Below are 20,827 nucleotides of genomic sequence, written 5' to 3'. Positions count from 1 at the left end.
CTTCAGGTAGTTAGTGGGTGGTAGCTTATTTCTAACACAAAATAAGTCACCTGCCCTCCTGGCGTATTTACTGTTATTTCATCATCAACCTGTTTGCCTATCAAGGCTCGTGCTACCGGAGAGTCTATTGAAATCCATTGTTTTGTAGGGTTGAACTCATCAGCACCGACGATACGGAATATTCTGATATTTTCATTTTTATCTTCTAGTTTAACCCATGCGCCAAAAAAGACACGGCCTTCTTGGCGGGGATCAGGCTCGATAATCCTTAATTGATCCAATCTTTTGGATAAAAAACGGATGCGCCTATCAATCTCACGCAACCTTTTTTTACCATAAATATATTCTGCATTTTCTGAGCGATCCCCTTGAGCAGCGGCCTCTGAAACAGATTGAGTAACCCGAGGGCGTTCTTCCTTCCACAGGTACTTCAGCTCTTTATCTAATGCATCCCAACCTTCACGTGTAATTAAAAGACTTTTAGTCATAACCTTCAGATTTTAGCCAGTGGAGCCATAATTATAATATTTTATAGAACATAATCTGAGACTTTCCTACCAATAGGCTCAAATTCAGTCTGGAAATTCTCTTTCTCACCAAGTATAACAGTGCAGTAAATTTTTTAACTGTTCTTTCAGTAGGTATTTAAATTCGACATGAATGAAACTCTAAGCCAAATTATTGCAGCGGAACTGCAAGCCCAGCCGAAACAGGTTTTTTCTGCCATCACGCTGTTAGATGAAGGAAATACTGTCCCGTTTATTGCGCGTTATCGTAAAGAAGTTACCGGTGGGTTGGACGATACTCAGCTTCGCCAGCTAGAAAGCCGTTTAGGGTACTTGCGCGAATTAAATGACCGTAAACAGACCATTCTTAAGTCGATAGAAGAGCAAGGTAAATTGACACCTGAGCTTGCCTCCGCTATTGACACTACGCTCAATAAAACCGAACTTGAAGACCTGTATCTTCCGTATAAACCGAAACGTCGCACCCGTGGGCAAATTGCCATCGAAGCAGGACTTGAGCCTTTAGCTGACACCCTGTGGAATGACCCTAACCAGTCACCTGATGAACTCGCAAAAACCTATATCGATGCAGACAAAGGTGTTGCTGATGTCAAAGCCGCTTTAGATGGCGCTCGCTATATCCTTATGGAACGCTTCGCCGAAGATGCGGCTCTTTTAGCGAAAGTTCGCGACTATATTTGGAAAAATGCCCATCTTGTTTCTGTTGTTGCAGAAGGTAAGCAAGAAGAAGGGGTAAAATTTAGCGACTATTTTGAACATCACGAACCTGTTGCTCAGGTTCCTTCTCATCGAGCTCTTGCGATGTTCCGTGGTCGTAACGAAGGAATTCTACAGCTTTCATTAAACTGTGATCCTCAGTTCGATGAACCACCAAAAGAAAGTTACTGCGAAGAAATTATCACCCGCCACTTAGATATTCGTTTAAACAATGCTCCGGCTGACCAATGGCGTAAAGCGGTGATCAGTTGGACATGGCGTGTCAAAGTATTACTGCACTTGGAAACAGAAGTGATGAGCTCACTGCGTGAAAAGGCCGAAGAAGAAGCCATTAACGTATTTGCTCGTAACCTCAGTGATTTACTGATGGCAGCACCTGCAGGAATGCGTGCCACCATGGGCTTAGACCCAGGCCTGCGGACTGGCGTGAAAGTCGCTGTCGTGGATGCGACAGGAAAATTAATTGCGACCGATACGATTTATCCGCATACCGGGCAAGCTGCCAAAGCGGCAACCATCGTCGCAGCACTTTGCCAAAAACACAATGTCGAATTAGTAGCGATAGGTAACGGGACCGCTTCTCGCGAAACGGAACGTTTCTTTGCTGAAGTACAAAAACAGTACCCAGAAGTAACGGCACAGAAAGTGATTGTTAGCGAAGCTGGCGCTTCTGTTTATTCCGCTTCTGAACTTGCAGCGCTGGAATTTCCAAGCTTAGATGTGTCTTTACGTGGTGCCGTATCAATTGCCCGCCGCCTACAAGACCCGTTGGCTGAATTGGTGAAAATTGACCCTAAATCCATTGGGGTTGGCCAATATCAGCATGATGTCAGCCAGACGCAATTAGCGCGTAAGCTCGATGCGGTCGTCGAAGACTGTGTAAACTCCGTTGGTGTTGACTTAAATACCGCTTCTGTTGCCTTACTGACTCGGGTTGCCGGTTTAAGCAAAATGATTGCGCAAAACGTGGTGGACTGGCGCGACCAAAATGGCCAGTTTAGCGATAGAAAACAGTTACTCAAAGTTGCGCGTCTTGGGCCAAAAGCTTTTGAACAATGTGCAGGCTTCTTACGTATCACCAATGGTGAAAACCCATTAGATGCCTCTACTGTTCACCCTGAAGCTTATCCAATTGTCGAAAAAATTCTTGAGTCTGTCCGCCAGCCGCTCAAAGAAATTATGGGTAATTCACAGGTACTTAATGCCTTGAGCCCACGCGACTTCACCACGGAACAATTTGGGGTTCCAACCGTCACTGACATCATTAAAGAGCTGGAAAAACCGGGCCGTGACCCACGTCCTGAGTTTAAAACAGCGACCTTCGCGGAAGGCGTAGAAACCATGAAGGACCTGACTCCTGGCATGATTTTAGAAGGTGCGGTTACCAATGTGACTAACTTCGGTGCCTTTGTAGATATTGGTGTTCACCAAGACGGTTTAGTTCATATTTCTTCACTTTCAAATAGTTATGTCGAAGACCCACACAAAGTGGTAAAAGCCGGTGACATTGTAAAAGTCAAAGTGTTAGATGTGGATATTGCGCGCAAACGTATTGCGTTAACGATGCGTTTAGATGAGCAAGCCGGTGATTCTAACAGTGCACCTCACCGTGCTGCCCCAGAACAGGACAAAAATACACGTAAGGCTCCTCAATCAAGAGGTAATTCACGCCAAAACAACGCATCTTCTGGTAATAGTGCCATGAGTGATGCCCTTGCTGCTGCATTTGGCAAGAAGCGCTAACTTTTTAATAGGCATCGCAATGTACTTATTGTGATGCCTATATCAAAAAATAATCGCTGTAATTAATTATCCCAACCAATATATTGAACATTATTCCACCCTCTCCCCCGCGTTTACTCCGCCATTACTTTTGCTAACGAAACACCGCAAACTCAATGCTTCGTTGATCCACATCAAGTCAAACTGACGAAAAAAGAGGCTAAATATAACAAAAAGTGGATGATTATGATTCTCATTGTTAATTAGATTTATTTTTGTTTGGCAGTCTTATTACCTGAGCAATTGTAATCTTTAACAATTGTCATCGATATCATTATGAATTAAATGATTAGGAAGACACTATGGCAATACTTCCTCAATGCAGTTACAAAATACTTGGTTTCTCTCCAGAAATCAGTCCTGCATACCGACAAAAACTACTCTCACTCGGTTTACTTCCGGGTTCTGTCTTTAAAGTGGTGCGCTTGGCGCCTTTTGGTGATCCTGTACAAATAGAAACTCACCGTGTCAGCTTAGTGCTGCGTAAAAAGGATCTTGCCCTACTCAATCTAGATGAAGCGACCACCGTTTAAGTATTTCTTTTTTATTATTGGCAAACACTATGAAACGATTAACTATCGGCTTAATTGGTAACCCCAATGCAGGCAAAACGACCCTATTTAACCAACTTACAGGGTCAAGGCAGCGGGTCGGTAACTGGGCAGGGGTCACTGTTGAACGAAAAGTGGGTCGCTTCCATACCGATGACCATAAAATCGAGCTTGTTGACCTACCCGGCACTTACTCTTTGACCACCATTTCTGAACAAACCTCTCTCGACGAACAAATCGCCTGCTACTTTATTTTAAGTGGTGAGGCCGACATGCTCATTAATGTTGTCGATGCATCCAATTTAGAGCGTAACCTCTATCTGACATTACAATTAGTTGAGTTAGGCGTTCCATGTATTGTTGCCTTGAATATGTTGGATATCGCTCAAAGCCAACATATTGATATTAATATTACTGAATTAGAAAAACAGCTCGGTTGCCCTGTGATCCCAATGGTTTCAACTCGAGCAACTGGTATCGATAAACTGAAAAAAGCCATTGATACACATCCACAAAATAGCCAACAAGCCCTTGTGGAATATCCACCCCAGTTATTGCAGGCAGTGGATTCGTTATCTGAACAAATTTCAACACAACAATTTAGCCATCAGCAACGCCGCTGGTTAGCATTACAAATTCTCGAAGGAGATATTTATAGCCGCCAACGCGCAGAAATATCTGAAGGGCAATTACTGGCGATACGCCAAACACTGAAAGAAGGCTTAAACGAAGAGCCTGAACTACTCATCGCTGACGCACGTTATCAATCTATTGCCACAATTTGTCATGCCGCGATTAACAATAGCGCCGCTGAACCAAATCGACTAACACAATCACTGGATAGATTTATTCTGAGCCGTTGGCTCGGTGTCCCTATTTTCTTATTTGTGATGTACCTGATGTTTGTCTTAGCCATTAACATTGGTGGGGCATTGCAGCCTTTCTTTGAAGGTGCTTCTGAGGCGATATTTATTCATGGTATTCAATGGGTTGGTGCCTATTTCAGCTTCCCTGATTGGCTCACTATTTTCCTTGCCCAAGGTGTCGGCGGTGGTATTAATACAGTATTACCGTTAGTACCACAAATCGGGATGATGTACCTGTTTCTTTCAATACTGGAAGACTCGGGTTATATGGCACGAGCCGCTTTCGTGATGGACCGCCTCATGCAGGCGCTAGGTTTACCAGGTAAATCCTTCGTACCGTTGATTGTCGGCTTTGGCTGTAACGTACCATCAATTATGGGTGCACGCACGCTAGATGCACCACGTGAAAGGCTCATTACTGTACTAATGGCACCGTTTATGTCTTGTGGTGCAAGGCTGGCCATTTTCGCTGTTTTTGCTGCCGCTTTCTTTGGCAAAAATGGGGCTAGTGTGGTCTTTTCTCTCTATATTTTAGGGATTGTTGTCGCCATTTTGACAGGGTTATTACTAAAACATACCCTTATGCGTGGCGAGGCCTCTCCGTTTATTATGGAGCTTCCGGTTTACCATGTACCGCACATCAAAACATTGCTGATTCAAACATGGCAACGCCTAAAAGGCTTTGTGGTACGAGCGGGTAAAGTTATCGTCGTTGCCAGTATCTTTATTGGTGCATTAAATAGTTTCTCTTTCTCTGGTAAGCCTGTTGATAATATTAATGACTCTGCACTCGCTTCTGTCAGTAAAGTCATTACCCCTGCGTTACAGCCGATTGGTGTGCATGCAGATAATTGGCAAGCGACCGTGGGGTTAATTACCGGGGCGATGGCTAAAGAAGTCGTCGTGGGGACTTTAAATACTCTGTATACCGCTGAAGCCATTACTTCTGAGCCATTCGATGCAGAATCATTCAATTTATGGGAAGAACTGGGAGATGCGGTTTCTGAAACTTGGGACAGCTTAAAAGAAACTTTTACCTTAAGTGCGCTATCAAACCCTATCGAAGCCAGTAAAGGTGATGGAGAGATGGAGTCCGGTTCAATGGGCACTATGGCAGCGAAATTTGGTTCAGGCATTGCTGCCTATAGCTACCTAATCTTCGTCTTACTGTATGTGCCTTGCGTTTCGGTGATGGGTGCTATCGCACGTGAAACCAATAAAAGTTGGATGAGTTTCTCCATTCTGTGGGGCTTGAATGTGGCTTATAGCCTCGCGGCTCTGTTTTACCAAGTTGCCACATTCAGCGAGCACCCACAAAGCAGTTTGATTACCATTGCTGCGGTTGTCCTGTTCAACCTTGCCTTGTTCATATTCTTACGCCGCATGCGTAGCCGCGTAACCCTGAACATCAAAAGCAAAACTGCAGAGCAATGTTCTGGCTGTTCAAGTGATGCTTGCCACTAAGGAATAAAACGATGACTAGCTTGCTGCAAATAAGAGATTTAATCGCCTTATATGGGCAAGCTGACATCGCGCTACTCAGTGAGCAGCTAAATACACCGGTTCCATTAATTCAAGCGATGGTTGAGAAACTCATCAGCTTAGAAAAAATTGAACAAGTCGATATCAACGCTTGTTTAACGGGCAGTAGTTGTAAAGGCTGCCCAGAAAGCACTGATTGCGCTCATTTTGTGTATAAAATCAAATAATAGGCACACCATAAAAAAATCAGCCATGAGTTAGGCTGATTTTTTTATTTATTCCTCGATACGACTTTGAAAATCCAACAGGTATTCGCAAAACTCATCAGGATGGGAAATAAAGGGTGCATGGGCACTATTGCGCATAATGACAGATGGGGAATTAGGGTAAAGCTCATCTAAAATGGGCACTATTTTGCGCGGTACCAAGCCATCGAGATAACCATAAATGCGCAAGAAAGGAATGGGTAACTGTTTTAATTCATCGCGCAAATCTTCGGTACGCAATGATTCAAGCCCGGCATTTAACGTTTCAACCGTTGGGATAGGTTGTTCAAGTACCACGGACTTCAAGGTTCTAGCATCATTTCTTGCGCTTTCTGTCCCTAATGTCTGCAATGCTAAAAAACGCTCAACGGTACGATGAAAATCAGCCGAAAGTTGCTGTTCGAAACCTAATAAAACTTCCGGTCGGATCCCCGCCCAACCGTTTTCTTCTGCTTTAAAGCATGGAGAAGAAGCAACGGTAATTAACCCTTTGACTTCATAAGGATGGTCAAGCGCAACACGACTTGCAACTAGCCCACCAAGTGACCAACCGAGCCAAATCGCGTTTTTAGGCGCTTGTTCCCACAAAATATTTGCCATTGATTGAATATTCATAGGAAGGAAACCTTGGCTACGCCCATAACCTGGCAGGTCAACTAAATGAACCCGAAAGTGCGAAGCGATTCGCGGAATAATTGTTTGCCAGACTTGTGCGTTCAGTCCCCATCCGTGCAGCAACACAAGATCTTGTTTACCTTCACCAACGGTCTGCCAATATAACTTTGCCATCGTTACACTCTCTTCATTCATTTATTTGTCAATTCGTTTTAACGGGACGCTACTATGCTAACAATGGAGGGGGGCTGCTGGCTATGTCACCAATCACTAAAATTAACTCATCAGGGTGTTTGTCATTTTTGCCTCAAAGGACTACCTAAAATGCCAACCTGCTGTTTACGCTGCGCTTTACCCTGTGAGCAGCCTACCATGGAGTGCGGACGTTGCCTAAAAAACCCTCCCGCATGGCAGAGAATTATCACAGTAACCCCTTACCAAGGCGCTTTACGCTTGTTAATCCATCGTTTTAAATTTCAAAAACAATCTCAACTTGCTTTTACTCTAGCACGAATTTTTGCGTTATTTTGGCTCACGGGTTACCGCCAACAAAAATGGCAAAAACCGGACTTAATCATCACCATTCCACTGCATCGCCGCCGTCTGTGGTGGAGAGGATTTGACCATATGGCATTAATAGGCGAAAATTTATCCAGATGGTTAAATATCCCCTATTCGCAAAATTCATTATCACGTAGTCGTGCTACACTGGCACAGATTACACTAAAACGTGAGTATCGCCGAAATAACCTAAAGGGAGCATTTACCTTAAACAACTCGGTTTCAAACCTACATGTTGCTGTTCTTGATGATGTTATTACAACAGGTTCCACCATGAATACCGCAGCACAATTGTTGATTTGTGCGGGTGTACATACTGTTGATGCATGGTCACTGTGTCGCACCTTGTAGGAAAGGGGTAAATGGGCGTATTATAACCAACTAAAGCAGTCAACTATTATTGAGCAAATGATTATGATTAATATTACTGAAGCAGCACAGGCTCATTTTGCCAAATTGTTGGAAAATCAAGAGCCAGGAACTCAAATCCGTGTTTTTGTTATCAACCCAGGCACACCAACCGCAGAGTGCGGTGTGTCATACTGCCCTCCGGGTGCCGTTGAAGCAACAGATAAAGAACTAAAGTTCGAGAAATTATCTGCTTATGTTGATGAAATTAGCGCGCCATTCTTAGATGATGCCGAGATTGACTTCGTTACCGACCAACTGGGCTCACAACTGACGTTAAAAGCACCAAACGCCAAAATGCGTAAGGTCTCTGATGACGCACCATTAATTGAACGTGTTGAGTATGTTTTACAGTCACAAATTAACCCACAACTTGCCAGCCACGGTGGCCGTGTTTCCCTGATGGAAATCACCGATGAAGGCTTTGCAATTCTGCAATTTGGTGGCGGCTGTAACGGTTGTTCAATGGTTGATGTCACTCTTAAAGAAGGTATCGAAAAAGAACTTCTCAAAATGTTTGAAGGTGAGCTAAAAGGCGTTAAAGACCTGACTGAACACCAACGTGGCGAGCACTCTTTCTACTAATCAATACCACGAGTATTTGGCACTTGGTTTTTTACGGGTGCCTCTCATTTAACCTTTTATCGGTTGTTACCTACTGTATTTGGTATTTTATGGACCATTTTGAAACACTAACACCAGAGCAAGCTTACCAACATTGGGTGGACGGTACTGCCATACTGGTAGATGTACGAGACCCACAAAGTTTCCGCGCAGGCCATGCTAGTGGGGCCTATCACCTCACCAATGAGTCACTAAGCCAATTTCTAGAACAAACGGATTACGAACAACCAGTTATGGTGATGTGTTACCATGGGCACAGTAGCCAAGGCGCTGCACAATATCTGATCAACATTGGCTTTGAATCTGTATACAGCATCAATGGTGGATTTGAAGCATGGTTAAGGGAATATCCACAAGCCGTTACGGCTCTCTAGATGAGAAAACGCATTCATGATCCACATCACCTCTTTTGCTAATCCTAGAATGGCACAAGCCTTTGTTGACTATATGGCTAGCAAAAATATCCACTTAATAATAAAGCCATCACAGGAACAAGCCGTCTTTGAGCTTTGGCTAGAAGATGAGCAATTTCAATCTCAAACCCAGAAAGAATTAGATATTTTTTTACAAGATCCAAATCACCCCCGCTACCTAGAAGCCAGTTGGCACACGGGAAGCGCAGATACCCAGTTTCAATATCGTAACTACCTGACCTGGGGCTACCTTAAAGAACAATCTGGCCCTTTAACTATCGCTGTTATTTTATTGTCGATTGTTGTATATCTTTGGGTAGAAATGACCGATGCCCGAGAAGTTCTACGCTATTTAGCATGGCCTATTGGCGACCAACAAACGGAACTTTGGCGTTGGTTTAGCCCTGCATTGGTGCACTTTTCGCTATCACATATTGGTTTCAACCTTGCGCTATGGTGGTTTCTGGCTGGGCAAGTTGAGCGAAAGCTCGGAACGGGTAAATTATTCACTATCTTACTAGTCTCTGCACTGTTTAGTAACTGGGGGCAGTCGCTGTTTAGTGAAAACAACTTTGGCGGCTTATCTGGTGTCGTCTATGCCCTTGTCAGCTATGTGTGGTTAACGGGTGAACGTCGGCCTGAAAGTGGCATCAGCGTCCCTCGTGGGTTAATGATATTCTCTATTATCTGGCTTTTTTTCGGTTACTTCGATGTTTTAGGTATGCATATTGCGAATGCCGCACATACTTCAGGGTTAATTATCGGCTTATTGATGGGAGTATGGGATAATAGGCACAGTTTTAAACACCAGAGCTCCAGATAAAACATTTTAATAATTAGAGGCTAACGCTGTGAAACAAACCCAGAGACATGATGCAATAGTTGAGCTTGTGCGTCTTCAGGGATATGTCAGTACTGAAGAACTCGTCGAACACTTTGAGGTAAGCCCTCAAACAATCCGTCGGGACCTCAATGACCTCGCTGAACAAAATAAAATTCAGCGGCACCACGGTGGTGCAGCACTGCCTTCAAGTTCCGTGAATGCGGCTTATAATGACCGTAAAATCATGTGGTCAGATGAAAAAGCGCGTATCGCACAACATGTTGCGAGCCAAATTCCTGACGGTGCAACATTGTTTATAGATATTGGTACCACTCCCGAAGCCGTTGCTCACGCATTGGTTAATCACAAAAACCTACGCGTGGTGACCAATAACCTTAATGTCGCCACATTACTGATGCCAAAAGAAGACTTCCGCCTAATTTTAGCGGGGGGTGAAGTTCGCTCAAGAGATGGCGGTATTGTCGGTGAAGCGACCCTCGATTTTATTTCTCAATTTAGGTTAGATTACGGTATTTTGGGTATCAGTGGTATTGATATGGATGGCTCATTACTTGAGTTCGATTACCATGAAGTTCGTACCAAACGCGCGATTATTGAAAACTCACGCTGTGTCATGCTCGTCACCGACCATTCTAAATTTGGTCGTAACGCGATGGTTAATTTGGGCAATATGAACCTGATTGACTACTTATTTACGGATAAACAGCCACCTGACAGCATTCTCAAAGTCATTGAGCAACATAATGTTCAATTAGAGCTTTGTTAATCAAATAATTATCTTAATGATGGTAGCGCCCGCTGCCATCATACTTCTTAGTCTCCTTTCCTATCTTAGTCTCCCCCCCGCCTTGCCATTGTTTTTTTCTTTTTCGCGCGAAACTCTCTTTTTTTCATTGTAAATAACAATATTTTATGTGTGGGTATTGAAAAAAAATTGTTACCAATATCACGCAGTTGTTATTTTTTTCATTAATAATAGTTGGCATCACTATCTATTTTGACTACAATCAAATGAGCGAAAACGAACATTATTGAAAGTGTTTCGAACATCTCAGGGGGATGCATGGAAACTAAAGACTTGATTGTCATCGGCGGCGGGATCAACGGCGCTGGTATTGCAGCAGATGCTGCAGGTCGTGGATTATCGGTATTACTGCTCGAAGCTCAAGACTTGGCAAGTGCGACTTCATCTGCGAGTTCTAAACTCATTCACGGTGGCTTACGTTATTTAGAGCATTATGAATTTAGATTAGTGAGCGAAGCATTGGCTGAACGTGAAGTGCTATTACGATTAGCACCACATATAGCCTTCCCAATGCGCTTCCGCTTACCTCATCAGCCTCATTTACGTCCAGCTTGGATGATCCGCATTGGCCTATTCTTATATGACCATTTAGGCAAACGTGTCAGCTTGCCAAGCAGTAAAGGTCTGAAATTCAACCAAAACTCTGTACTCAAACCTGAATTAACGAAAGGTTTTGAATATTCCGATTGTTGGGTTGATGATGCGCGTTTAGTTGTGTTAAACGCTCAAGAAGTGGTACGTAAGAATGGTGAGGTTCGTACTCGCACAAAAGTGACACGCGCCTACCGTGAAAACGGCTTATGGGTTGTTGAAGCTCAAGACTTACGTACGGGGGAAACTCATACATGGAAAGCGAAAGGGCTGGTTAATGCCACAGGGCCTTGGGTAAAAGAGTTCTTTGATGATGGCCTGAAATTAAAATCACCTTATGGTATTCGCCTAATCAAAGGTAGCCACATTGTCGTTCCACGCGCACATGATGAACCACAAGCGTACATCTTACAAAATGAAGATAACCGTATTGTATTTGTTATCCCGTGGATGGATGAGTTTTCTATCATCGGTACGACTGACGTAGAATATAAAGGCGACCCGAAAGACGTCAAAATTGATGAAAACGAAGTTAACTATTTACTGAAAGTGTATAACGACCACTTCAAAAAGCAGTTAACCGTGAGTGATATTGTTTGGGATTATTCAGGTGTTCGCCCACTGTGCGACGATGAATCAGACTCACCACAAGCCATTACTCGTGATTACACATTGGATATTCACAATGAACAAGGCCAAGCGCCATTGTTGTCTGTATTTGGTGGTAAATTAACGACTTATCGTAAGTTAGCGGAAGCCGCTGTGAATAAATTAGCGACTTACTATCCAAATGCAGGTAGCCCATGGACCAAAAATGGCCAATTACCGGGTGGTGATATCGAAGGTTGTGACCGTGATGGTTATGCACGCGTGTTGCGTCAACATTATCAATGGCTTCCTGAAGGCTTAGCGCTACGTTTTGCCAGAACCTACGGCAGCAACAGTAAATTAATCCTTGAAGGCGCGAATTCACTCAGCGACCTTGGTGAAGCATTCTCTGCGAATGTCTACGAAGCGGAATTACGTTACTTAGTCAAACATGAATGGGTAACAGAGTTGGATGATGCTATTTGGCGTCGCACTAAATTGGGTATGTGGCTGAATGAAGAAGAAAAGCAGCGCATTGCTCAATGGTTGTCAGAGAATACCTCTGCATAATCGTAAAAATCTCGTTGTTATAAAATCTCGTTGTTAATGGAAAAAGCCAGTCGCTATTATTGACTGGTTTTTTCTATTATTAAATCGTTAGCACAACTTTCAGAAAAAACCCAATCACGATAAGTTGCGTAAATCAATTTAACCTGTTTATAATGTGTGCGAATTTATCGCTCACCCAACTTCGCAGGTACGCCTCACGATGAACTAAGCACTGCCAGAAAATATTTTCCAATACCCTTTTGGTATTCATTTTTCTGTTCCTAGCAGGCAACCGCTTTCATCGACGCTTCTTGATAAGTCAACGACGTTGTCTGTCCTCATTATTTTGGAGGTGCATATGACGATTGCTTGTCACTTTTCACAGCTCAATATTGAATTTAACCAAACCGCCCTTTTTCCTCCGTTAAGCGGGACGCTGTCATGCCAAAAAAATGCCCTAATTGGTCATAATGGCAAAGGAAAATCTGTCTTGATGCGTATTCTTGCTGACCAATTATCCCCTACGCAAGGGAATGTACATTGGAACCTTCCCTTTATCTATGTCGAGCAATTAACGCGACTAACGGGCGAAACACTCGTCGATGCCTTAGGCATGAATGAACTTTATCACGCATTTTCACGCATTGAGGCAGGGAATGGTTCTTTGGCAGATTTTGAACTAACGGAAGATAAATGGCATTTACCTTCCCAATGGCAAAGTTTATTGGATTCATCAGGACTCGCTATCTCAATGGAAGCCCCCATTGCCCATTTAAGTGGGGGGAACGTACTCGCCTAGCCCTTTGTCGTGCATTTCTTCATCAAAACCACTTTTTGCTACTTGATGAACCAGATAACCATTTAGATACACAAAGTCGGCAATGGCTCAATCAAAAGCTTACTGAGCATCGAGCTGGTTGTCTCATTATTTCTCACAACAGAACCCTATTAGAAGAAATGGATACCATTTTTGAGTTAACGGAAAAAGGCTTACATGAATATGGGGGAAATTATACGTTATACGATACCCAAAAAAACTTGGAAATCGCTGCAATTGACGCACAAGGTGAACGCTTAGAAAAACGCATTCACCAAGAGAAAAAACAACAGCAAGCCACATTACAAAAAGCCGCTCAACGCAAAAAACAAGGTGAAAAAATTCGCTATGGTGGGTCGCAATCCTTACTGCTGCTTGATATGCAGAAAAATCGTGCGGAGAAAAAGCAATCAAATGTCGCAGAGCGGCACCAACGAGTGATGGATAATCTACAAAACCAGCAACAGGAAAACCAAGAAAGAGCTCGCCATATCAAGCCGCAAAAAATGACGATTAACTATCAAAATGAAGGAAATAAAGTCACAATTTTCGCTTCTGACTTGCGTTTGCTTTACGGTTATTCGTCACCACTCTCATTCACTGTATACAGTGGAGAGCACTGGCATATTCAAGGAGTTAATGGTTGCGGTAAATCAACGCTACTTAAAGTGCTTGCAGGCCTGTTGCCATCATCTTCAGGAGAGTACCGCCTAAGCGGTGAGTTTTGCTATTTAGATCAACACCTCAATTTACTCGATAAAACATTGCCTGTCGCTGAAGCGCTTTATCAATACCAACCTGTATTTACTGTAGAACAGTGGCGCACGCAATTAGGCATGTTGCGGATACGAGGAGATAAGTCATTGTTACCACTACAGCAGCTCAGTGGTGGTGAGCAGCTAAAAGCAACGTTATTGGCACTCACACATAGCCCGAGTCCACCCGCTATTTTATTACTCGACGAGCCCGATAATCATTTAGACTTAGATTCAAAACAACTACTTGAAGCGCTATTGCAGGACTACCAAGGAACACTATTACTGGTTTCCCACGATGACGCGTTTATTGCAAACTGCAATATAACCCACACTCTAAATCTTTCTGATAAATAACCGTATGTTAGGCCACTACTAATAAGGAGTGGCCAGATACTTTAATGGATAAACGTATTTTTGACGCGATGTGAAACTAAAAAGTAGGGGATCCATAACACACAATAGAAGCTGCCATTTATGGCTGTAATAATATTTGAGTGATTAATTTCCAATCCAAATATATATGGGAATACAAAACGGGCAACCAATACCATTAAAGTAAATAACACCATGGTGATGATAAATAGCCACTTCGCTTGTTTTTTCCATTTAACTGCGGCGATAAATGTCCAAAGAAACAGTGCAATCAAAACACCATAACCTAGTTGCAAGAGATAGAAACCTGTCGCAAAACCTGGAATATAAAAATCAGAATCCGCTTGAGTTGCCAATGGCCATGCGGTTTGAACTTGTGAAATTTCTTGCAATAACATCATGACTGTTTTGTACAGCATATAAAACAGTCCGATAATTGGTAAAATTAACCAGCCACTAATCCCGTGTAACGGCTTTTTAACCGCTGGTTGAGCCACCGATGATATTATTGCTGGCTCTGTTTGTGTGGTTGATTGCTGAATATCCATTCCGATAACCTTTATTTACTTTTACTTTGCATTTTATCTTCAAGAAATGCTTTGAGTACAATTGCTTGATTATGTTCTGTATTTTTAGCACTGTATAACAGTGTTAAATCACCTTGTTTTGCCTGAGAAACCAACGCCTGCCAAGCCGTTGTGTTATTAAGTTCCTGCTGATATCGTTCGATAAACTGTGCAAACTGATCTGTGTTCTGATGAAACCATTTACGTAGTTCATTAGAAGGTGCAACGTCTTTATTCCAAGAGTCGTGTTGTAAATCTGTTTTTTTTATTCCTCTTGGCCACAGTCTATCAATAAGCACACGGTAGCCATCGTTATCGTCAACAGGGTCATAAACTCGTTTGCATTTAATCATCATTTACCTACCCAATAAAAAATCACAAAATTTTATTTGTTAATTTACAAAGGTATTTTTAACTCGCCTTGAAACTAAAAAATACGGTATCCAAATTGCACAAGCAATTAGTGCCCGAAAAATATCTTTGATATCCGAGGATTCAACTTCTAAATCCAATAAAATACTTGCGAGTATGATATCCGTAACCGTCAAAACTAACGAAAAGATCTGGAAAAAAATATAAATTTTAATTGTGAGTTTTTTCTTTGTAAAAAAGACATAACTTAGAAAAAGCAAGGTCGCGTATAAAATAACGTTACCTAAAACCTCAAAGTAGATGAGCTCTTTAAATAATGGAATAAATGAGCTTGATTGTGGGTCTGTTAATTCAATCCAATATTCAATCACTTGAACATTTTGCTCATAAATAGAAAAAGGCAAAATAATCAAAGACAAAACTATCCCTAACATGGGTAAAATAAGCCATCCACCAATGCCTGTTAATTCTTGCCTTGGTTGTGATGATGGTACCGAAGTGCCATGAGATGAACTGTGACCCTCAGTTTTCATTTACACTTCCTTATTAAATGGATAAATAATATCAGTACAAAATAAATAGCTCTGTACAAGATAACATATCTGCTCTGTAAAAAATGAGTAACTAAATGCGCTAATTCACAATAATATTGTGAATAAAGAAAAATCTGACAAGGCCATCATTATGCAAATATTTACCGCACAGCTAACTCTCCCTACCAATTACCTTTATGGTGATTTTTTTGCCTTTCATCTGAGAGATCAACACAATGTCGCGGAAATAGTGGAAGAAAACACATTACACAAGGGCATAATATGGCAACAACATGCAACAAAAATGACATTGGAGCTTCAAAAGCAACACGCAACGATTTCATTAGCAATTGACTCCCCATCTATCATTATCAATGAACCAGACCTATTAACGCTGGCACAGCATGTACTCGGCTTAAAACAGAATATTGATGAGTTCGAAAAACACTACCTTGAAACTCCAGTACTTGGTCAGCTCATTGGAAAGCAAAGAGGATTAAGGATTTATCAATCTGCCAGCGCATTTGAAGCGTTAGTTTGGGCTATTATAGGCCAACAAATTAGTGTTCATGCGGCTATCGCCATTCGTCGGCGCTTTATTCAAGCTGTGGGAATTCAGCACACTTCAGGTATTTGGTGTTTCCCCGACACTCCACAAATCAAGTTAGTTGATGACGAAACCCTGCGACAAACGGGCTTTTCAAACGGTAAAATTATCGCCCTCAGAGCCCTTTGTGAAGCCATCGAAAATCAACAAATTGATTTATCACAGCAGGTTACTCACTCCAATGCGAATCAAATAACTGAGCAATTATTACAAATCAAAGGTATTGGCCCTTGGACTGTAAGCTATGCTTTACTACGAGGATTCAATTACTTAGATGGCTCATTACATGGGGATGTAGCGGTAAGACGTAATCTACAAACATTGCTCGCGAAATCAGAACAGCCTACCGCCAAAGAAACGGAAAAATGGTTGGAGCAATTCTCCCCATGGCGCGCACTGGTTGCCGCCCATTTGTGGCGTAGTCAGTCAGCCGCAGGATATTGATAAATAAAAAAGCCCAATCCATCTGAATTGGGCTTTCCCGCTATTCACAATAATGACTTAACGTAGCCAGTTTGTTTTCACTAATTGAACGACTTCATCACCGCGACCACTCATAATCGCTTTTAACATATATAGGCTAAAGCCTTTTGCTTCTTGTGCTGCGATTTCTGGCGGCATAGACAGCTCTTGTTTGGCAGTCAAGACATCAACCACCACTGGCCCATCATGGGCAAAAGCTTCTTTTAATGCACCGTCTAGATCTTCACTTTTTTCAACACGAATGCCTTTGATACCCGCGGCATTCGCAATCGCTGCAAAGTTAGGGTTCTGTAAATCCGTTCCCGCTGTCAAGAAACCTGCCACTTTCATTTCCATGGCCACAAAACCAAGTACGCCATTGTTATGAATGATGATTTTTACTGGTAATTGCATTTGGGAAAGAGAGATAAAATCTCCCATTAACATACTGAAACCACCATCGCCACACATTGCAACCACTTGACGTTTTTTATCAACGGCTTGTGCACCAATAGCCTGTGGCATCGCATTCGCCATTGACCCATGGTTAAAGGAGCCGATTAAACGGCGCTTACCGTTCATTTTCAAGTAACGGGCTGCCCATACTGTCGGGGTTCCCACGTCACAAGTGAAAATCGCGTCATCGGCGGCTAATTCACTAATTTTTGTTGCAAGATACTGTGGATGTATTAATCCCTCATGACCCGGTTTAGCGAGGTCATCTAACCCTTTTCTAGCCTCTGCATAATGTTTTAAAGCGCCATCAAGGTGTTTTGTATCCTGTTTAGCCTCTAAATGTGGCTGTAATGCATCTAATGTTGCTTTGATATCACCAATCAGGCCCATATCTATATGGCAATGAGAACCCAAACTACCTGCATTAATATCAACCTGAATAATTTTAGCTTCGCTTGGATAGAAAGGACGGTATGGAAATTGTGTTCCTAACAAAACAACTGTATCTGCGTTCATCATCGCGTGGTAACCCGATGAAAATCCTATCAAGCCTGTCATTCCAACACTGTATGGGTTATTCCATTCAATATGTTCTTTACCACGTAACGCATGTACTACCGGTGCTTTTAGTGTTTCTGCTAGCTTAACCACTTCATCGTGAGCGCCTGCGCAGCCATTTCCACAGAATAACGTGATATTCTTAGATTGATTCAGCAGTTCGGCGAGTTTTTCAATTTCACTCCGCTGAGGCATAATAAGTGGCGCTTGTGGCTGATACCATGTTTCTTTCGCTGATTCTGGTGCATCTTTTAGCGCAATATCCCCCGGTATTACGACCACTGATACCCCTTTATTCAAAATTGCTTTACGCATAGCGATGCCAAGGACCTGTGGAATTTGCTCTGGGTTAGAGACCATTTCACAGTAATGGCTGCATTCACGGAATAATTCAGTTGGGTGAGTTTCTTGGAAATAATTACTACCAATTTCGCTGGATGGGATATGAGCAGCAATCGCCAATACGGGTACGCGATTACGGTGGCAATCATACAACCCATTAATAAGATGCATATTTCCTGGCCTGCAAGAGCCTGCACATACGGCTAAATTACCGGTTAGCTGAGCTTCTGAACCCGCAGCAAAGGCAGCCACTTCCTCATGACGAGTTCCTAGCCACTCAATAGCGCCTTGACGACGTAAGCTGTCGGTTAAGCCATTTAACGAGTCTCCTGTAACGCCCCAAATACGTTTAACACCTGCATTATCAAGTACTTTTGCAATATAGGATGCAACACTCTGTTTTTTCATAATGGCACTCTTTTAAGTCGGATGTGATACCCTTGATATCTTGCAGTACAAAATATGAAGGGTATTTTTAGATGCATAACAACATTCAAAATAGAATTTTGTCATACTCGCTTATATCAAACCCAATATCGACAATAGATTGATTGTAACTAAGTAAATTCCTCATTCCTACTCATCAAATTAAATATAAAATAGAACAGCATAATCCACCGTTATTATCAAAAGAAGAGGATAGCAACAAGATAAATAAATAGACGAGTTATTAATAGCTTAAGCAAAACAAGAGCATCGTAAAAGGATGGGGTTATCTTCATATATTCTTCATCGCAACAATACCATTATTTCGACCATATTAAATTGCTAACCTTATATATTTATGACAGGCTAAAACTCACCTATCAAAATGTATTAAATTGATTTTAAACAATTTATTTTTACCCACTCCTTTACTGAGTATCTATTTTTTCAATTATTCAGTTCAATCGTTATATTACTAACACAAAATCCTATCAAAGCATATGTATTAGTATAAAACACCTATATTTTACATTTGTTCGATATTAATGTAGTATTAGTACTGTATTTTTTAACTCAAGGTGGCTTTTTTGCTGTATTTACAACACAAACACTCTCATTATTCTACCCACGACGTACCTATTTTAGCCTGGTATTTCAGCGCGACATAAAAACACTAAAAACTTATCTATTACGTAAACAACGTCTATTCTAAATAATAAGGTTTGATATTTTACCGATGTATGAAAACCCACATCTTAAATGCTGTTGTTTCGGTTATTGAAATTAAAATAAGAGGATGGTTTCATGAGATTCAAGAAGAAAAAAGAAAAACCGTTAAATATTAGTGATATTACTATTATTGATGACGGTAAACTCAAAAAAGCAATTACCGCGGCTTCGCTGGGTAATGCGATGGAATGGTTTGATTTTGGGGTATATGGTTTCTTAGCCTATGTTCTCGGTCAGGTTTTCTTTCCGGACGCATCACCGAGCGTACAGATGATTGCCGCATTAGCCACTTTCTCCGTGCCTTTCTTAGTTAGGCCATTAGGGGGGGTCGTTTTTGGTATCTTAGGTGACAAATACGGCCGTCAAAAAGTCCTTTCGATGACGATTATCATCATGGCAGTCAGTACCTTCTGTATTGGTTTGATTCCATCCTATGAGAGCATCGGTATCTGGGCCCCCATTCTGTTATTAATTGCTAAGTTAGCTCAAGGTTTCTCGGTAGGTGGTGAATATTCTGGTGCAGCAATCTTTGTTGCTGAATACTCACCAGACCGTAAACGTGGCTTTATGGGAAGTTGGTTAGACTTTGGCTCTATCGCCGGTTTTGTCTTAGGTGCGGGTGTCGTAGTACTAATTTCCAGTATCGTTGGGGAAGCTAACTTCCATGATTGGGGCTGGAGAATTCCGTTCTTCTTAGCGTTACCGTTAGGGATCATCGGGTTATATCTACGTCATTCACTGGAAGAAACTCCTGCGTTCCAACAACATGTTGAATCGTTAGAAAAACAAGATAAAGCCAATATTCAAAATCCACCAAAAATCTCAGTACGTGAAGTGGCGACTAAGTATTGGAAAAGCTTGATGATTTGTGTTGGCTTGGTTATCGCAACCAACGTGACTTACTATATGTTGCTGACCTACATGCCAAGTTACTTATCACACAACCTGAATTACTCTACTGACCATGGTGTGCTAATTATTATTGCAATTATGATTGGTATGTTATTTGTTCAACCGATTATCGGTTTAACCAGTGATAAAATTGGTCGTCGCCCATTTGTCATTACCGGTAGCGTAGGGCTGATTTTATTGGCATACCCTGCGTTTATGTTAATCAACAGTGGTTCTGTTGGCTTAATTTTCCTGGGTTTATTGATTTTAGCGGTGCTGTTGAACTGTTTTACAGGGGTTATGGCATCTATTTTACCCGCGATTTTCCCAACTCATATTCGTTACAGTGCGTTAGCTATTGCCTTTAATATTTCAGTATTAATTGCCGGTGCGACACCGACTGTTGCGGCATGGTTGGTCGAATCAACTACTGACTTATACATGCCAGCGTATTACTTAATCGTGATTGCTTTAATTGGTTTATATACGGGTATCAGAATGCCAGAAACGGCGAATAAACCATTACGCGGGGCAACACCTGCTGCATCAGATAAAGCCGAGGCAAAAGAAATTCTTAGCGAGCACTTTGACAATATTGAGCAGAAAGTTGAAGATATTGACCAACAAATTGCTGAGCTTGAGAAAAAACGCCAATCCTTAATCAATCAGCATCCTAAATTAGATTAAATATGAAAGGGCCGTTTACCGGCCCTTTCAGGTTGTTGACAAAGCGGGATAAAAGCGTGGTT

18 protein-coding genes and 1 pseudogene are annotated in these 20,827 nt (G+C 42.0%); 13 read left to right on the top strand and 6 right to left on the bottom strand.

From position 1 onward, the window contains the following. Window positions 1-2: 2 nt before the first annotated feature. Window positions 3-488, bottom strand: a complete 486-nt coding sequence (greB, locus tag FVA69_RS01095) for a transcription elongation factor GreB (protein ID WP_164528267.1) — start codon at window positions 486-488, stop codon at window positions 3-5. Window positions 489-656: 168 nt separating this feature from the next. Here greB and FVA69_RS01090 point away from each other — a divergent pair, with 168 nt between their 5' ends. The 4 genes from FVA69_RS01090 to FVA69_RS01075 all read left to right on the top strand — a co-directional run bounded on the left by FVA69_RS01090 (window position 657) and on the right by FVA69_RS01075 (window position 6,152). After that, window positions 657-2,987: a Tex family protein gene (locus tag FVA69_RS01090; RefSeq protein ID WP_164528266.1), complete on the top strand. Its 2,331-nt coding sequence runs from the start codon at window positions 657-659 to the stop codon at window positions 2,985-2,987. A 341-nt stretch (window positions 2,988-3,328) separates the two neighbouring features. Next, complete coding sequence (feoA, locus tag FVA69_RS01085) at window positions 3,329-3,559, top strand: ferrous iron transporter A (RefSeq protein ID WP_004266125.1); 231 nt, start codon at window positions 3,329-3,331, stop codon at window positions 3,557-3,559. A gap of 29 nt (window positions 3,560-3,588) precedes the next feature. Further along, a complete protein-coding gene (gene feoB / locus FVA69_RS01080; protein ID WP_110731470.1) occupies window positions 3,589-5,907 on the top strand; it encodes a Fe(2+) transporter permease subunit FeoB in 2,319 nt (772 codons plus the stop codon). An 11-nt stretch (window positions 5,908-5,918) separates the two neighbouring features. Then, window positions 5,919-6,152 (top strand): FeoC-like transcriptional regulator, encoded by a 234-nt coding sequence (locus tag FVA69_RS01075; RefSeq protein WP_109912389.1) that lies wholly within the window; start codon window positions 5,919-5,921, stop codon window positions 6,150-6,152. A 48-nt stretch (window positions 6,153-6,200) separates the two neighbouring features. Here FVA69_RS01075 and bioH read toward each other — a convergent pair whose 3' ends face one another. Next, entirely contained in the window at window positions 6,201-6,980 is a 780-nt protein-coding gene (gene bioH / locus FVA69_RS01070) for a pimeloyl-ACP methyl ester esterase BioH (protein WP_004266128.1), read from the bottom strand. Between the two features lie 54 nt (window positions 6,981-7,034). On the opposite strand from bioH, the gene FVA69_RS01065 reads away from it, so the two are divergent. The 7 genes and pseudogenes from FVA69_RS01065 (at window position 7,035) to FVA69_RS01035 (ending at window position 14,118) form a co-directional block, all read left to right on the top strand. Beyond that, window positions 7,035-7,718 carry a hypothetical protein gene (locus tag FVA69_RS01065; protein WP_042851463.1) on the top strand — a complete coding sequence of 228 codons (684 nt, stop codon included), beginning with the start codon at window positions 7,035-7,037 and terminating at the stop codon, window positions 7,716-7,718. 63 nt (window positions 7,719-7,781) lie between these two features. After that, window positions 7,782-8,360: a Fe-S biogenesis protein NfuA gene (gene nfuA, locus FVA69_RS01060; protein ID WP_004266130.1), complete on the top strand. Its 579-nt coding sequence runs from the start codon at window positions 7,782-7,784 to the stop codon at window positions 8,358-8,360. 89 nt (window positions 8,361-8,449) lie between these two features. After that, window positions 8,450-8,773 (top strand): thiosulfate sulfurtransferase GlpE, encoded by a 324-nt coding sequence (gene glpE / locus FVA69_RS01055; protein ID WP_004266131.1) that lies wholly within the window; start codon window positions 8,450-8,452, stop codon window positions 8,771-8,773. 16 nt (window positions 8,774-8,789) lie between these two features. Next, window positions 8,790-9,635 (top strand): rhomboid family intramembrane serine protease GlpG, encoded by an 846-nt coding sequence (gene glpG / locus FVA69_RS01050; protein WP_004266132.1) that lies wholly within the window; start codon window positions 8,790-8,792, stop codon window positions 9,633-9,635. 28 nt (window positions 9,636-9,663) lie between these two features. Next, entirely contained in the window at window positions 9,664-10,422 is a 759-nt protein-coding gene (locus FVA69_RS01045; protein ID WP_004262881.1) for a DeoR/GlpR family transcriptional regulator, read from the top strand. Window positions 10,423-10,719: 297 nt separating this feature from the next. Beyond that, a complete protein-coding gene (glpD, locus tag FVA69_RS01040; RefSeq protein ID WP_164528265.1) occupies window positions 10,720-12,210 on the top strand; it encodes a glycerol-3-phosphate dehydrogenase in 1,491 nt (496 codons plus the stop codon). A gap of 337 nt (window positions 12,211-12,547) precedes the next feature. Beyond that, a pseudogene (locus tag FVA69_RS01035) lies at window positions 12,548-14,118 on the top strand (ATP-binding cassette domain-containing protein). Window positions 14,119-14,159: 41 nt separating this feature from the next. Here FVA69_RS01035 and FVA69_RS01030 read toward each other — a convergent pair. Genes FVA69_RS01030 through FVA69_RS01020 form a run of 3 tightly spaced genes read right to left on the bottom strand, consistent with a single transcriptional unit; the run spans window position 14,160 to window position 15,607 of the window. Continuing rightward, window positions 14,160-14,684 carry a DUF2569 family protein gene (locus FVA69_RS01030; RefSeq protein WP_004266135.1) on the bottom strand — a complete coding sequence of 175 codons (525 nt, stop codon included), beginning with the start codon at window positions 14,682-14,684 and terminating at the stop codon, window positions 14,160-14,162. An 11-nt stretch (window positions 14,685-14,695) separates the two neighbouring features. Continuing rightward, window positions 14,696-15,055, bottom strand: a complete 360-nt coding sequence (locus tag FVA69_RS01025; RefSeq protein ID WP_042851696.1) for a DUF488 domain-containing protein — start codon at window positions 15,053-15,055, stop codon at window positions 14,696-14,698. 39 nt (window positions 15,056-15,094) lie between these two features. Then, window positions 15,095-15,607, bottom strand: a complete 513-nt coding sequence (locus tag FVA69_RS01020) for a DUF2569 domain-containing protein (protein WP_004266137.1) — start codon at window positions 15,605-15,607, stop codon at window positions 15,095-15,097. 151 nt (window positions 15,608-15,758) lie between these two features. Here FVA69_RS01020 and FVA69_RS01015 point away from each other — a divergent pair, with 151 nt between their 5' ends. Next, on the top strand, window positions 15,759-16,658 hold the full coding sequence (locus tag FVA69_RS01015) for a DNA-3-methyladenine glycosylase family protein (protein WP_109912384.1): 900 nt from the start codon (window positions 15,759-15,761) through the stop codon (window positions 16,656-16,658). A gap of 57 nt (window positions 16,659-16,715) precedes the next feature. Here FVA69_RS01015 and poxB read toward each other — a convergent pair whose 3' ends face one another. Then, the gene (poxB, locus tag FVA69_RS01010) at window positions 16,716-18,440 is read right to left on the bottom strand and encodes a ubiquinone-dependent pyruvate dehydrogenase (protein WP_164528264.1); all 1,725 of its coding nucleotides are present in this window, start codon (window positions 18,438-18,440) and stop codon (window positions 16,716-16,718) included. Window positions 18,441-19,262: 822 nt separating this feature from the next. Between poxB and proP the strand changes: the two genes are divergently transcribed. Next, window positions 19,263-20,765, top strand: a complete 1,503-nt coding sequence (gene proP, locus FVA69_RS01005) for a glycine betaine/L-proline transporter ProP (protein WP_004262894.1) — start codon at window positions 19,263-19,265, stop codon at window positions 20,763-20,765. Window positions 20,766-20,827: the final 62 nt, after the last annotated feature.

This window comes from Providencia sp. PROV004 (assembly GCF_011045615.1).
Taxonomy (GTDB): domain Bacteria; phylum Pseudomonadota; class Gammaproteobacteria; order Enterobacterales; family Enterobacteriaceae; genus Providencia; species Providencia rettgeri.
This window is presented reverse-complemented; position numbering and strand designations above follow the sequence as displayed.

Excerpts from the sequence above, each read along its gene's own strand:
- proP (WP_004262894.1), top strand. The coding sequence starts at position 19,263 with ATGAGATTCAAGAAGAAAAAAGAAAAACCGTTAAATATTAGTGATATT.
- FVA69_RS01025 (WP_042851696.1), bottom strand. The coding sequence starts at position 15,055 with ATGATTAAATGCAAACGAGTTTATGACCCTGTTGACGATAACGATGGC.
- nfuA (WP_004266130.1), top strand. The coding sequence starts at position 7,782 with ATGATTAATATTACTGAAGCAGCACAGGCTCATTTTGCCAAATTGTTG.
- glpG (WP_004266132.1), top strand. The coding sequence starts at position 8,790 with ATGATCCACATCACCTCTTTTGCTAATCCTAGAATGGCACAAGCCTTT.
- FVA69_RS01015 (WP_109912384.1), top strand. The coding sequence starts at position 15,759 with ATGCAAATATTTACCGCACAGCTAACTCTCCCTACCAATTACCTTTAT.
- FVA69_RS01030 (WP_004266135.1), bottom strand. The coding sequence starts at position 14,684 with ATGGATATTCAGCAATCAACCACACAAACAGAGCCAGCAATAATATCA.
- bioH (WP_004266128.1), bottom strand. The coding sequence starts at position 6,980 with ATGGCAAAGTTATATTGGCAGACCGTTGGTGAAGGTAAACAAGATCTT.
- glpD (WP_164528265.1), top strand. The coding sequence starts at position 10,720 with ATGGAAACTAAAGACTTGATTGTCATCGGCGGCGGGATCAACGGCGCT.
- glpE (WP_004266131.1), top strand. The coding sequence starts at position 8,450 with ATGGACCATTTTGAAACACTAACACCAGAGCAAGCTTACCAACATTGG.
- feoA (WP_004266125.1), top strand. The coding sequence starts at position 3,329 with ATGGCAATACTTCCTCAATGCAGTTACAAAATACTTGGTTTCTCTCCA.
- FVA69_RS01090 (WP_164528266.1), top strand. The coding sequence starts at position 657 with ATGAATGAAACTCTAAGCCAAATTATTGCAGCGGAACTGCAAGCCCAG.
- FVA69_RS01020 (WP_004266137.1), bottom strand. The coding sequence starts at position 15,607 with ATGAAAACTGAGGGTCACAGTTCATCTCATGGCACTTCGGTACCATCA.
- FVA69_RS01075 (WP_109912389.1), top strand. The coding sequence starts at position 5,919 with ATGACTAGCTTGCTGCAAATAAGAGATTTAATCGCCTTATATGGGCAA.
- feoB (WP_110731470.1), top strand. The coding sequence starts at position 3,589 with ATGAAACGATTAACTATCGGCTTAATTGGTAACCCCAATGCAGGCAAA.
- poxB (WP_164528264.1), bottom strand. The coding sequence starts at position 18,440 with ATGAAAAAACAGAGTGTTGCATCCTATATTGCAAAAGTACTTGATAAT.
- FVA69_RS01065 (WP_042851463.1), top strand. The coding sequence starts at position 7,035 with ATGCTAACAATGGAGGGGGGCTGCTGGCTATGTCACCAATCACTAAAA.
- greB (WP_164528267.1), bottom strand. The coding sequence starts at position 488 with ATGACTAAAAGTCTTTTAATTACACGTGAAGGTTGGGATGCATTAGAT.